The sequence below is a fragment of the uncultured Bacteroides sp. genome (assembly GCF_902491285.1).
Classification (GTDB): domain Bacteria; phylum Bacteroidota; class Bacteroidia; order Bacteroidales; family Bacteroidaceae; genus Bacteroides.
In genome coordinates this window covers 62,056-77,085 of the sequence record NZ_CABUHK010000016.1, presented here as the reverse complement: position 1 = coordinate 77,085, position 15,030 = coordinate 62,056, and the positions used below count along the sequence as shown (strand labels likewise).

General features: G+C 45.3%; 6 protein-coding genes. 5 read left to right on the top strand and 1 reads right to left on the bottom strand.

Going from position 1 to position 15,030, the window contains the following annotated elements:
- Window positions 1-823 precede the first annotated feature (823 nt).
- The 4 genes from RDN93_RS06230 to RDN93_RS06215 all read left to right on the top strand — a co-directional run bounded on the left by RDN93_RS06230 (window position 824) and on the right by RDN93_RS06215 (window position 12,995).
- Window positions 824-6,565: an alpha-2-macroglobulin family protein gene (locus tag RDN93_RS06230; RefSeq protein ID WP_308744696.1), complete on the top strand. Its 5,742-nt coding sequence runs from the start codon at window positions 824-826 to the stop codon at window positions 6,563-6,565.
- Window positions 6,566-6,673: 108 nt separating this feature from the next.
- A complete protein-coding gene (locus RDN93_RS06225; RefSeq protein WP_308744695.1) occupies window positions 6,674-7,741 on the top strand; it encodes a DUF1573 domain-containing protein in 1,068 nt (355 codons plus the stop codon).
- 11 nt (window positions 7,742-7,752) lie between these two features.
- Window positions 7,753-8,850 (top strand): methylmalonyl Co-A mutase-associated GTPase MeaB, encoded by a 1,098-nt coding sequence (gene meaB, locus RDN93_RS06220; protein WP_308744694.1) that lies wholly within the window; start codon window positions 7,753-7,755, stop codon window positions 8,848-8,850.
- A gap of 119 nt (window positions 8,851-8,969) precedes the next feature.
- A complete protein-coding gene (locus tag RDN93_RS06215) occupies window positions 8,970-12,995 on the top strand; it encodes a glycoside hydrolase family 2 TIM barrel-domain containing protein (RefSeq protein WP_308744693.1) in 4,026 nt (1,341 codons plus the stop codon).
- Between the two features lie 87 nt (window positions 12,996-13,082).
- Here RDN93_RS06215 and RDN93_RS06210 read toward each other — a convergent pair whose 3' ends face one another.
- Window positions 13,083-14,000 carry a DMT family transporter gene (locus RDN93_RS06210; protein WP_308744692.1) on the bottom strand — a complete coding sequence of 306 codons (918 nt, stop codon included), beginning with the start codon at window positions 13,998-14,000 and terminating at the stop codon, window positions 13,083-13,085.
- A gap of 162 nt (window positions 14,001-14,162) precedes the next feature.
- Here RDN93_RS06210 and RDN93_RS06205 point away from each other — a divergent pair, with 162 nt between their 5' ends.
- Complete coding sequence (locus RDN93_RS06205) at window positions 14,163-15,026, top strand: AAA family ATPase (protein WP_308744691.1); 864 nt, start codon at window positions 14,163-14,165, stop codon at window positions 15,024-15,026.
- Window positions 15,027-15,030 lie beyond the last annotated feature (4 nt).

Sequence of the window (15,030 nt, the reverse complement as noted above, 5' to 3'; positions counted from 1 at the left end):
TTAGTTTTCAGGAATTAGTAATTTAAAAGGTTTAAAGATTATGGCAAAGAAAATGAGTTCTTTAGTAAGAAAAATCCTCAGTGAAATAGGTCGTAACGAAATGCTTGCATGGGGATACAGAATTGAAAAATGAGAAAAGGTACATTAACTAAGTTTAGAGTGGGGATACGTTTGAAAACGCTATCCCCACTTCTTTTAGATATAGGCACAATGTCTTCAGGATGCTTACAGCCCAATTAGTTTCCTTTCTATGAAACTGTAGTTCCAACGGTGTGAAACTATTGTTTCATCGGTGAGAAACTAATGGTTCCAAGCAATGGAAACTTTAGTTTCAAACGCTTGAAACTAAAGTTTCGGGTAATGGGAACAAAAGTGTCACGTAGGGGAACCATTTGTTTCGTGCCTTGATACTGACTATATGATGCCAAGGCACTACGATGAATATGCGACTTTGTCTTTGTGACAGCATGATTGCCGTCACAGTGCCATCGCAGTGCTGTCACCGGATGCTGTCACACTGTTAATGCTTAAAAATCAATTTGTTAAATAGGGAATGGTGACAGGTGACAGTTTTGTTTTTATTTTTTTTATTGTAGGGAGAGAGATGTCACGTACATATATTATTGTGATAATAATGCTTCATTGTCTGGAAGGAACATCCTAAAGTCTTGTTTTTAATTCTCGCAATCACAGTTGTCATAATCACTGTCGTGATAGCACAAATCTATTATATTTATTCAAAAAAAGATGATTCTTTAAACTTTATTTCTTTACTTTGTTATTTATACAGTGAGACTTATAGCGAACTTAAACTGGAAGGATTATGAAAATAAAGCAGATTTGTATGATGGTGCTGTTTTGGCTGGGAGTGATTCCGGCGGTGCAGGCACAAACTTTCGACAAATTATGGAAAGAAGTAGAGCAGGCACAAAAGAAGAGCTTGCCTAAAACGGTAATCAAATTGATTGACGGAATTTATCAGAAAGGAGAGAAAGAAAAAAACTCCGCTCAAATGCTGAAAGCCTATATGTGGCGGATGAAAACTCAGGAGGTTTTGACTCCCGACAGTTTTTATGTCGGTCTGAAAGGGCTGGAACAATGGGCGAAGCGGACAGACCAACCTATGGATCGTGCTATATTACATTCTTTGATAGCAGGAATCTATGCGGATTATGCTTCCAATAACCAATGGCAACTTCGGCAAAGGACAGAAATCGTAGGTGAAGCCCCTTCCACGGATATGCGCGAATGGACGGCAAATATGTTCGTGGAAAAAGTGCGGACAAATGTAAAGGAAGCGTTGGCAGACTCGGTATTGTTACTCAAAACCTCCTCACGTAGTTACATTCCTTTTGTTGAATTGGGTGAGACTAGCGAATATTATCACCATGATATGTATCATCTACTGGCTTCCCGTGGCATAGAATCTTTGAATCGGATAGAGAGATTGGAACGCAGCGGCTTTAATGATATCATGCCTTCTCCTGTGAAACAGGATATTATAAAAATCTATGGAAACATGATAGCCGCCTATAAGGCTGCCGGGCTGAAAGAAGGGTATATCTTGACTACACTCAACTATTTGGAATGGAGACGTAATGCGGATAGATACGCGGTTCCATCCAAAATTCAGGAAGGGCTTCCGGGATTGACTGAAGATACGTTCCTGACAGCGTTGAATACATTGAAAAGTAAGTTCGCTTCGGAGCCTGTAAGTGCGGAAGTCTATTTGGCGCAAGCACACTACGCCATTGAGAAAGAACAGCAAATCAATGCCCTGCAACTCTGTGATGAGGCAATTCGCCTTTATCCGGATTACCACAGGATAAATGCCCTGAAGAATCTTCGGGAAGAGGTTTTAGCGCCTTCGTTGAACGTCAGGGCAGCGAGTCAGGCTTTCCCGGATGAAGACATAAAGCTGAATGTCTCCCATAAGAATCTGGACGGTTTTACCGTACGGCTGTATCAGGCGAAAAAACTGGTGAAAGAGCAGCATTATTCCGTTCTTCGTCCGAAAGATTACCGTACACAAGATACCGTGTTCACGTTCAAGGCTCCCGACCTCGGCTCTTATGTGATGCGTATCGTACCGGATATTCGTGCGAAGAGGGATAGCGAAAGCAACTTCAACGTGACACGTTTCAAAGTGCTGACGTGCCGTCTGCCCGGAAAGCAATATGAAGTGGCGGTATTGGACGGACAGACCGGGTATCCTGTACCCAATGTGAAAATCACCCTGTATAATAATGCAGAGAAAGCGTTGCAGGAATTTACGGCAGGAGAAGACGGCAAAGTCGTATTCCCCTGGAAGTCCGAATACCGGTATCTGAAAGCCTCGAAAGGCATGGATACAGCCATGAAGCTGCAAGGCATCTACGGCGGAAGTTTCGGATATTATGGTGATGAAAACAAGGTGGTTGAAAGTATGACGTTGTTGACCGACCGTTCTCTGTACCGTCCCGGTCAGACAGTGTATGTGAAAGGTATTGCCTATACACAGAACTCGGATACGGCAAACGTGCTTCCGAACAAGAACTACACAGTCGTTTTATTGGACGCAAATAATCAGGAAGTGGGACAGAAATCGGTACGTACCAATGAATTCGGTTCCTTTACTACTGATTTTGCATTGCCTTCGGCCTGTCTGAACGGAATGTTTTCTTTGACGGCAGGAGACGGCAGGACGAATATCCGTGTGGAAGATTATAAACGTCCGACATTCGACATAACTTTTGAAAAGCAAACGGGAAGTTACAAACTTGGCGATGAGGTACAGGTAAAAGGTAAGGTTCAATCTTATAGCGGCGTGTTGCTCCAAGACCTTCCGGTGAAATATACGGTGAAACGTTCTGTTTACAGTTTCTGGAGAATCTCGGAATCTGCGCAGATTGCTTCCGGCGAGGTGACTGCCGACGGGAATGGGGAATTCACGATACCGGTTCGTCTGGAGGAAAGTGACGTTTATAAGAATAATGATAAGATCTACTATCGTTATTCCGTTGAAGCTACCGCTACCAATGTGGCGGGTGAAACGCAATCGTCTACAGACGTGATTTCAGCGGGTAGCCGTTCGTTGGTTTTGCAGATGGAGTTGCAGGAAAAGACTTGCAAGGACAAGCCGTTCAGCATCGTGTTTAAAGCACAGAATCTGAACGGGCAGCCTGTGGAAGTGAAAGGAAACTATGCCTTGTATTCTGCGAAAGATAAAGATTTTAAAGATTTGGGCGAGAGTCCGGTTGCGACGGGAACATTTACTTCCAATGAGGAGATGACGCTCAACTGGGAGAAGATTCCGTCGGGAGCGTATGTACTGAAAGCATCGGTGAAAGATAACCGGGGAAAGGAAGTGACGGCAGATGATAATACTGTTCTTTTCTCCGAAGCAGATAAACGTCCGCCTGTTCAGTCCACCGTATGGTTCTATGCACCGAATACGCAATTTGATGCAACACATCCGGCAGTGTTCTGTTTCGGAACTTCGGAAAAGGATGCTTATGTGATGATGAATGTATTCTGCGGTGATAAGCTGTTGGAAAGCAAGGCGCTGAACTTGTCTGATACGATTGTACGTTTTCAGTATCCGTATCGGGACAGTTATGGCGACGGTATCTTCGTGAATTTCTGCATGGTAAGAGACGGACAGGTATATCAGGAACAGGTTCAGGTGAAGAAGCGTTTGCCGGACAAGACATTGACGATGAAGTGGGAGGTGTTCCGTGACAAGTTGCGTCCCGGACAAAAGGAAGAATGGAAACTGACGATTAAGACACCGCAAGGACGAGCAGCCGATGCGGAAATGCTGGCAACAATGTATGATGCCTCGTTGGATAAGATATGGAACCGCCGGCAGGATTTCCAAGTTTACTATAATCAGGTATTACCTTATTCTAATTGGATGAGCGGGTATTCCAGAAATAATTCGTTCAATTATTGGTGGAATAATAAGTATCTGAAAGTGCCTGCGATGGCATATGACTATTTTGTGATACAGTCAGGTATAGGAAATGTATATGCAATATCCGAGTCGATAGCTGATGGAGTGGTGATTAGAGGAATGGCTACATATAAGAGGGGGATGATGACAGGAAGTGTGACAAGCCGGAGCAATGCGGTAGAACTGAAATATGTGCCGGCTTTAGTTTCCGAAGCTTCTGATGATGTGGAATTTGCGGCTGGTTGGGGACAAACAGGAATAGTGGGTAAATCGGGTACATCCTTCGAGGGAGAATCTCTCCCCGAAGCTCCTGCCGACCTGCGTACGAATCTTGCTGAAACAGCGTTCTTCTATCCGCAACTCCGTACCAACGAGCAAGGAGAGATTTCCTTCTCATTCACCATGCCCGAAAGTCTGACACGCTGGAATTTCCGCGGATATTCCCATACGAAGGGAATGTTGACAGGAACACTGGACGGTGAAGCCATCACCAGTAAGGAATTTATGCTGACTCCTAATCTGCCGCGTTTTGTGCGTGTAGGGGATAAGACCTCCATTGCTGCTTCTATCTCCAACATGACAGGCAAGCCGCAAGCGGGAACAGTAAGCATGATTCTTTTCGACCCGATGACGGAAAAGGTAGTCAGCACACAGAAACAGAAATTCTCTGTTGAAGCGGGAAAGACGATCGGGGTGAACTTCATGTTTGCCGTAAGTGACAAATACGGGATACTGGGATGCCGGATGATAGCCGATAGTGGCACATTCAGTGATGGAGAACAACAACTGCTTCCGGTACTCGGCAACAAAGAGCATCTGGTAGAAACCCTGCCGATGCCTGTACGTGGAGAAGAAACCCGTACTTTCTCTCTCGACAGCCTGTTCAATCAACATAGTAAAACGGCAACCGACCGTAAGCTGACGATTGAGTTTACCGGAAATCCTGCCTGGTATGCTATTCAAGCATTGCCTTCATTGAGCCTTCCGGTCAATAATAATGCTATTTCGTGGGCTACTGCTTATTATGCGAATACATTGGCTTCATATATAATGAATAGCCAGCCGCGTATCAAGGCTGTGTTCGATAGCTGGAAACTTCAAGGTGGTACGAAAGAAACGTTCCTCAGCAATCTGCAAAAGAATCAGGAAGTGAAGAACATCCTGTTGTCCGAATCACCGTGGGTGCTCGCAGCACAGACCGAAGAGCAGCAGAAAGAACGTATCGCTACACTGTTCGATTTGAACAATATCCGCAGCAACAATATCGCCGCCTTGACAAGATTACAGGAATTACAGCGTTCTGACGGTGCGTGGTCATGGTATAAAGGGATGAACGGCAGTAATTATGTCACTGCTTATATTGCGGAACTGAATGCCCGTCTTGCTTTGTTGACTGGCGAGAAGTTGAATGGAACCGCACTAACCTTGCAGACTAATGCCTTGACATATCTCCACCAGTCGGCTTTGGAAGAATACAAGAACATTCTGAAAGCACAGAAAGAAGGAGTGAAGTTCACGGGAGTCTCAAGTGGTATCCTGCAATATCTGTATATCATCGCAATTTCCGGTGAGCAGGTTCCTGCAACGAATAAAGCAGCTTATGCTTATTATCTCTCCAAGGTAAAAGAACTGCTTCCGTCAGCTTCGATGAATACTAAGGCTGTCGCTGCTATCGTACTTGACAAGGCCGGATATAAGAAAGAGGCGCAGGCGTTTGCCGCATCCTTGAAAGAGCATCTGACAAAGACTGATGAGCAGGGTATGTTCTTCGCTTTCAACGAGAATCCTTACACATGGGGCGGAATGAAAATGCAGGCTCATGTGGATGTGATGGAAGCACTGGAATTGATTGGCGGCAATGCGGAGACGGTAGAAGAAATGAAACTCTGGCTGTTGAAGCAGAAGCAGACACAGCAGTGGAACTCTCCGGTAGCTACAGCGGACGCGGTATATGCATTGTTGATGAAAGGCACTGATTTGCTTGACAATCAGGGCGATGTGCGGATTGTGATTGCCGATGAAGTGTTGGAGACGGTTAGTCCGAGTAAGACTACCGTTCCGGGACTGGGATATATCAAACGTTCGTTCACACAGAAGAATGTAGTGGATGCCCGCAAGATTGAAGTGGAAAAGAGAAAGCCGGGGATTGCCTGGGGAGCCGTTTATGCGGAATACGAATCATCGGTCAAGGATGTGAAGCAACAAGGAGGTGAGTTGAATGTACAGAAACAACTATATGTGGAACGTATGGTGAATGGTATGCCGCAACTGCAACCGATCACGTCAAAGACAGTGCTTCAAGTGGGCGATAAGGTTGTCTCCCGATTGAGTATCCGTGCAGACCGTGCAATGGACTTCGTACAGTTGAAAGACCAGCGTGGTGCTTGTTTCGAACCCATCGGCAGCGTGTCCGGTTATCGCTGGAATAACGGAATCGGCTACTATGTGGACATCAAGGATGCCGCCACCAACTTCTTCTTTGACCATCTTGGAAAGGGAGTGTATGTACTTGAATATAGTTATCGTGTCAGTCGCGCAGGAACTTACGAAACGGGACTGGCAACGATGCAGTGTGCCTATGCACCGGAATATGCTTCACATTCCGCTTCGATGACGGTAGAAGTGAAATAATTATTTATTAACGGTGAACGTTTGGCGTTCACCGTTAATAATCCTTTCAATCCGACCAATATCTCATCTAAAACACCTACATTTGTGCACCAAAATAAAATGTATCGCATGAAACGTAGTTTACTATCTATATTTTTTCTACTAACTGTCGTTCTGGCAGCCGTTGCCCAACCCCGTATCTCTTCAAATAAAGAGACGCACAACTTCGGACAAATAGAGTGGAAACGTCCGGTGACGGTGGAATATACAATCACTAATACCGGTAACCAGCCGTTGGTACTTACCAATGTCACCACTTCCTGTGCCTGCTCCGTAGCCGACTGGACGAAGGAGCCGATTGCTCCGGGAGCGAAAGGAACGGTAAAGGCTTCTTTTGACGCGAAGGCGCTGGGACGTTTTGAAAAGTCGGTCGGGATATACAGCAATGCCACTCCGAATCTGGTCTACCTGAAGTTTACCGGAGAGGTGGTGCAGGAAGTGAAGGATTATGCAAAGACTCTTCCTTACGCTATCGGAAATATCCGTTTGGATCGTGACGAGTTTGCTTTCCCTGATGTTTATCATGGGCAGCAGCCTTCGTTGACTTTCAGCATAGCCAATTTGTCCGACCGTCCGTACGAACCGGTATTGATGCATTTGCCCCCTTATCTGAAGATGGAAGCGGAACCGAAAGTCCTGCTGAAAGGAAAGAAAGGAACGGTCAAGTTGACGTTGGACGCCAGCCAGTTGAAAGATTACGGATTGACACAGACTTCTGTCTACCTTTCCCGTTTCTCCGGCGACAAGGTGAGCGAAGATAACGAAATTCCTGTTTCAGCCATTCTTCTTCCCGACTTCTCACGTATGACGGCTGCTGATTCTCTGAACGCTCCTGCCATACGTATCTCGGAAACGGATATTGACCTTAGTGTACCGTTGATTAAGAAGAAAAAGGCAAGCTATGACTTATTGATTGCCAATGCGGGTAAAACTCCGCTGATTATTAGTAAATTGCAGGTGTTCAATTCATCGGTGGGAGTGAGCTTGAAGAAAACGGTACTTCCTCCGGATGGAATGACGAAGCTGAAAGTGACGATTCGCAAGCGTGATGTAGGTAATAAGAAACATCATTTACGTATTTTGATGATAACAAACGACCCGATGCGCCCGAAAGTCGAAATCAATATCAAACGCTAAATCTTATTGTCATGGAACATCCTGAAAACGGTGAAGAATACAAAGGACTTGTTGTCAACAAAGGCATCGAGCAACCTTCGTCTGTGAATCCTTACTTGAAACGGAAGCCTAAAAAACGCCAGCTTTCGGTAGCTGAGTTTGTGGAAGGTATTACAAAAGGTGATGTCACTATATTGAGTCAGGCCGTGACGCTGGTGGAAAGTGTGAAACCCGAACATCAGGCTGTCGCTCAGGAAGTGATAGAGAAGTGTCTGCCTTATTCCGGCAATTCTATCCGGATAGGTATCAGCGGCGTTCCCGGTGCGGGAAAGAGTACCTCGATAGACGTATTCGGCCTGCACGTACTCGAAAAAGGGGGGAAGTTGGCTGTATTGGCTATCGACCCAAGCAGTGAGCGCAGTAAAGGGAGTATCCTGGGAGACAAGACCCGCATGGAACAGCTTTCTGTACATCCTAAATCATTTATCCGTCCCAGCCCCTCGGCAGGTTCGTTGGGTGGTGTGGCACGCAAGACACGCGAATCGATTGTGCTTTGTGAAGCTGCCGGATTTGATAAGATTTTTGTGGAGACGGTCGGAGTGGGACAGAGTGAAACGGCTGTTCATTCGATGGTGGACTTTTTCCTGCTGATTCAATTGGCCGGGACGGGCGATGAATTGCAAGGTATCAAACGCGGCATCATGGAAATGGCGGACGGTATTGTGATAAACAAGGCCGATGGGGATAATTTGGAACGCGCCAAGTTGGCTGCTTCTCAATTCCGTAATGCACTGCATTTGTTTCCTGCCCCCGAATCGGGCTGGACACCGCAGGTGTTGACCTATTCAGGTTTCTATAATATAGGTGTGAAGGAAGTGTGGGACATGGTTTACGCATACATTGACTTCGTAAAGGAGAACGGTTATTTTGAATATCGCCGTAACGAACAGAGCAAATATTGGATGTATGAAAGCATCAACGAGCAGTTGCGTGACAGTTTCTATCATAATCCGAAGATTGAAGCGATGCTTCAGGAAAAGGAACGTCAGGTGCTGAGCGGTAATCTGACTTCATTTGTTGCTGCCAAGAGCTTGCTTGATACTTATTTCGATGATTTATCTTTAATCTAGAGAAAATACGTTAAAAAAATCATTGTTCATACGGGACAATATGCTTTTCGTGTGTATTTATTATAAAGCGAAAAGTATAGACATATGACAAGAATAATTTTTATCGACTAAAATACCTTATGAACAAAACCTTGTTAACCGGTCTTTTGTGCTGCACCCTCACAGCGCAAAGTTTTGCGGGCCAACCATTAGAGGGCTTCATGTATGCTTCGGTGAGTGCCCCGGCAGGAAATGAGTGGGAATCTCCCGAAAATCTGGCATTGAATAAGGAACAGCCCCATGCTTATTTCTTTTCATTCCAGGATGTGGAAAACGCACGTAAAGTGTTGCCAGAGAACAGTAAATTCTGGCAATCGCTTGATGGTGACTGGAAATTCCATTGGGCTCCTGACCCGGATTCCCGTCCGAAGGATTTTTATCAGACAGATTTTGATGTCACTTCATGGGATGTAATCCCGGTGCCGTCCAGTTGGAATATTTACGGTATTCAGAAGGATGGGAGTCAGAAGTATGGAACACCTATTTATGTCAATCAGCCGGTTATCTTTCAGCATCGTGTGAAGGTGGACGACTGGCGTGGGGGAGTGATGCGCACTCCGCCTGCTAACTGGACTACGTATAAAGCCCGTAATGAAGTGGGGTCGTTCCGCCGCGATTTTGATGTACCGCAGGATTGGGACGGACGGGAAGTCTTCATCAGTTTTGATGGGGTGGATTCTTTCTTCTATCTGTGGGTTAATGGTAAGTATGTCGGTTTCTCCAAAAATTCACGCAACACTGCCAACTTTAATATTACACCGTATCTCCAAAAGGGCAGGAACACGGTAGCCGCCGAAGTGTATCGCAGTTCGGACGCGTCGTTTCTGGAAGCTCAGGATATGTTCCGTTTGCCGGGCATTTTCCGTACGGTAGCTCTGTATTCGGTTCCCAAAGTTCACTTCCGTGACCTGGTTGCTACTCCTGATTTGGATGCGGCTTATACGGACGGTGTTTTGACTATCAATGCCGATATCCGTAATTTGGATAAGAAAGCGGTGAAAAACTATAAAGTGTATTATTCATTGTATGCCAACAAACTTTACTCTGATGAGAATACGCTGGTGGATGCTGTTTTGTCTCCCGTAATCGAAAAGATTGAACCGAACGGAACGGGCAGGATTCAGACTGTCTTTCATGTAAAAGCTCCGAATAAATGGTCGGCGGAGTTCCCTTATCGTTATACGCTTGTAGCCGAATTGAAGGATAAGAAGAATAAGACGATTGAAACGGTTTCTACTATTGTAGGGTTCCGTAAGGTGGAAATCAAAGATACGCCTGCATCAGCGGATGAATTCGGGCTTGCAGGACGTTACTACTATATCAACGGAAAAACTGTCAAGTTGAAAGGAGTAAACCGTCACGAGTCCAATCCAGCGGTGGGACATGCCATCACCCGTGAGATGATGGAAAAGGAAATCATGTTGATGAAACGTGCCAATATCAATCATGTGCGTAATTCACATTATCCGGATGATCCTTATTGGTATTTCCTGTGCAATAAGTACGGTATTTATTTGGAAGATGAGGCGAATATTGAATCGCATGAATATTATTATGGTGCTGCCTCCCTCTCTCATCCGGTTGAATGGAAAAATGCGCACGTGGCGCGCGTGATGGAAATGGTGCATGCTAATGTCAATAATCCGTCTATCGTTATCTGGTCATTGGGCAACGAGGCCGGGCCGGGCAAGAATTTTGTGGCTGCTTATGATGCATTGAAGAAGTTCGACTTGTCACGTCCTGTACAGTATGAGCGTAACAATGATATTGTAGATATGGGCTCTAACCAGTATCCGTCCATCGGCTGGGTACGTGGTGCGGTCAAAGGGAAATATGACATCAAATATCCTTTCCATATTTCGGAGTATGCCCATTCGATGGGTAACGCTTGCGGTAATTTAATTGATTATTGGGAAGCTATGGAGTCTACCAACTTCTTCTGTGGCGGTGCCATATGGGATTGGGTAGACCAGTCGATGTACAATTACGACCCGAAGACAGGTACGCGTTATCTGGCTTATGGCGGTGACTTCGGTGATACTCCCAATGACGGACAGTTTGTGATGAACGGAATCGTATTCGGTGATTTGGAACCGAAACCGCAGTATTACGAAGTGAAGAAGGTCTATCAGAATATTGAAGTAAAAGCGGTAGACCTTGAAAAAGGCGTGTTCGAAATCTTCAATAAGTATTATTTCAAGAATCTGGCGGACGACTATTATTTGATGTGGTCGGTTTATGAGGATGGCAAAGCTATTCGGACAACTCTGAAAAAAGACATAAACCTGGCTCCCCGCCAGCGGATGCAAATCTCTCTTCCCTATGACCGTACTGCGTTTAAAAAGGATGCGGAATATTTTGTAAAGGTACAGTTCGTATTGAAAGACCAAAGACCTTGGGCAGGTAAGGACTTTGTGATGGCAGAAGAACAACTGTTGGTTAAGGAAGCCGCAGAACGTCCGTTAATCAGCGAAGTGGCTAACGCTGCCGGAACTCTGAAAACTCACATGAACCCGGATGCGAAGAAAATCGAGATAAAGGGAGAGGGCTTTGACATGAAGTTCGATTTGCAGACCGGAAGTCTTTATTGTCTGAAATATGGCGATGAGACGGTTATAGCGGATGGAAACGGCCCGAAACTGGATGCGCTTCGCGCCTTCACTAACAATGATAACTGGTTCTATGCTCCTTGGTTTGAACATGGCTTGCATAACCTGAGGCATAAGTTGATAGAGTTTACTGCTCGCGAAAAGGGTGATAAAATGGTGTTGAGCTTTACCGTAGAATCTCAGGCACCGAATGCCGCAAGCATCAAAGGTGGAACAAGTTCCGGTAAGAACAGCATTGTGGAACTGACAGACAAGGTGTTTGGTAACAGTGACTTTAAATTTATCACCAATCAGGTGTGGACGGTATATCCGGATGGTTCTGTTGAATTACAGTCCGGCACCACTTCCAATCGTCCCAGTCTGACTCTGCCCCGTCTTGGCTATGTGATGAAAGTTCCTCAACAATATGCTAACTTTACTTATTATGGCCGTGGTCCGGTTGATAACTATGCAGACCGTAAGAGCGGTCAGTTTATCGAGCAACATACTAATACGGTGGCGGGTGAGTTCGTGAATTTCCCGAAACCGCAGGATATGGGCAATCATGAAGATGTCCGTTGGTGTGCGCTGACCAATCAGGAGGGACAGGGAGCTGTGTTTATTGCGACTGACCGTCTTTCTGTTTCGGCACTTCAGTATTCTGCTCTTGATTTGATTTTGGCTTCTCATCCTTATCAGTTACCCGAAGCGGGTGATACTTATTTGCATTTGGATTGCGCGGTTACCGGTTTGGGTGGTAACAGTTGTGGTCAGGGTGGTCCTCTTGTTCAAGACAGGGTGTTTGCCGGGCAGCATAATATGGGCTTTATTATCCGGCCTGCCGGTGGTAAGGACTTGGCGACTATTGCTAATGTTGCACCTGCCGGAGATATTCCTTTGTCCATTACACGTACCCCTGCCGGAATGGTAGAGTTGACATCGGCGAGAAAAGATGCCGTATTCTGCTATACGATTGATGGTAGTAAAAAGGTGCAGGAGTATAAGGAACCTATTCCTCTACGTAGTGGTGGTACTGTGAAAGCATGGTATAAGGACAATCAAGATATTAGTGCTGTAATGAAGTTTGAAAAGATAGAAAGTATCCAGATGCAGGTGGTGTATGCGAGCAGTCAGGAATCTGGTGACGGAGACGCTGCTAACTTGGTTGACGGTGACCCCGGCACGATATGGCATACGATGTATTCGGTGACCGTTGCCAAATATCCACATTGGGTAGACCTTGATGCAGGTGAAGTGAAGGAAATCAAAGGCTTTACATATTTGCCGCGTCAGAATGGAAGTAACGGTAATATCAAGGATTACTCTATTCAAGTCAGCATGGATGGTAAAGAATGGGGAGAACCGGTGAAGAAGGGTAGTTTTGCCAATAATTCAAAGGAGAAGAGAGTGATGTTTGACAAGCCTGTAAAGGCGCGTTATATTCGTTTCACTGCTTTGAGTTCGCAGAACGGGCAGGATTTTGCGTCCGGTGCGGAAATGACAATCCTGGCAAATTAGAATAAAGGTATTTTTCAGGCAAGGATTACGCGGTTCTGATTGAATAAGAACCGCGTAATTCGTACCTGAAATAATGATTGCAGGCTATCACAACTCCCTTCCCGCTTTCTCGAAATCTGCTCTCGACTTACTTTGCGTCACGATATATACTCCTAAGAATACCAGTGCAATGGCAAGTCCTTTCTGCCATCCGAAACTTCCGATTCCCATGATAATGGCAGCAATAGTAGCCACAATCGGCTGCATATAATTATACATGCTGACAACCGTAGGCCGAAGTAGTTTCTGTGCAGTCATAATGCAAAGGTAGGCAAGGAAGCTGCCACCCAATACCACATATAGTACTTGTACAATAGCAATCGTAGAGATAGAAGTCCACTGGATAGTGGAAATATCGTAATAAGAGAACGGTATATAACACATGGAAGCATAAACGAACATCCACTTATTGATAGTCACAGCCGAATATTGCTGGGACAGTCCCTTGAATACGGTTAAATAAATAGAGAAACTGATTTGTGCAACCAGACAAAGTAAGTCGCCAATCAGGCTTCCGTTACCATTACTTCCCGCCTGGCTGCTCAGAATTAGAATAAGTGCCCCCATGGCACCTACGAAAATCCCCAGTACTTTCTTGTTCGTAATCGGCTCTTTCAGATAAATAGCCGCCACAATCATAGTCACAATCGGTAAAGTCGTTGTCACAATCGAAGCATCGATAGGTGAAGTCATAGACAGCCCGAAAATAAACACTCCCTGATTGAACACTAAGGCAAACAGAGAAGCGAAGAATATTTTCAGCATATCCCGATGGTTGACATGTTCCTGCTTGCAAAAAATAGAAAGCAGCCAAAAAGCGGCTGCTGCTCCTACCATACGAAAAGTCGTAACGGAAAGAGCGGAAAATTCCTGAAGGGCTGATTTACCGATAGGAGCCATCAATCCCCACATAACGTTTGCTGTCAATGCGAACAGATGGCCGTGTAGATTTTTACTTTTGTCCATGCTGATAAGATTTGCGATATATTTTTTAATAAGAATAACACACGAAAGGAGAAAACGGTTGCAAAGGTAGTTTTTTATTCTTGTATTTTCTGAATTTGATGAGTTTACTAGCAGCTTTGTCGGATGATTTATTTATATTTGCCTTGATTAAAATAGAATATTATGGAACAGCAGGCTAATTATATACGTCGTATTGAAATCCACGGGCTATGGGAACGCTTTAATATAGGATGGGATTTGCGTCCCGATGTAAATATCCTTTCCGGTATCAACGGAGTGGGGAAGACTACCATTCTGAACCGTTCCGTCGGTTATCTCGAAGAACTCTCCGGCGAAATGAAAAGTGATGAGAAGAACGGAGTGCGCTTGTTCTTCGACAATCCCGAAGCGACCTATATCCCCTATGATGTAATCCGGAGTTACGACCGTCCTCTGATAATGGGCGACTTCACAGCCCGCATGGCAGATAAGAATGTAAAGTCCGAGCTGGACTGGCAACTCTATCTCCTGCAACGCCGCTATCTTGACTACCAAGTCAATATAGGCAATAAAATGATTGAAATGCTTTCCAGTGACGATGAAGAAGAACGCCGTAAAGCAGCCACCCTGTCCATTGTCAAACGCCGTTTCCAGGATATGATTGACGAGCTTTTCAGTTATACACGCAAGAAGATAGACCGCAAACGGAACGACATTGCCTTCTATCAGGACGGCGAACTGCTATTCCCCTACAAACTCTCTTCCGGTGAGAAGCAGATGCTTGTCATTCTGCTGACCGTGCTCGTGCAGGACAACAGTCACTGCGTACTCTTTATGGACGAACCGGAAGCCTCGCTCCACATCGAATGGCAACAAAAGTTGATAGCCATGATACGTGAACTGAACCCGAATGTACAAATCATCCTGACTACCCATTCGCCCGCTGTCATCATGGAAGGCTGGCTGGATGCCGTGACGGAAGTGAGCGATATATCCACTTCGTTGGAGCATGCGTTTGGAAAAGAATGTTCCCCGACGAAACCATAACTTG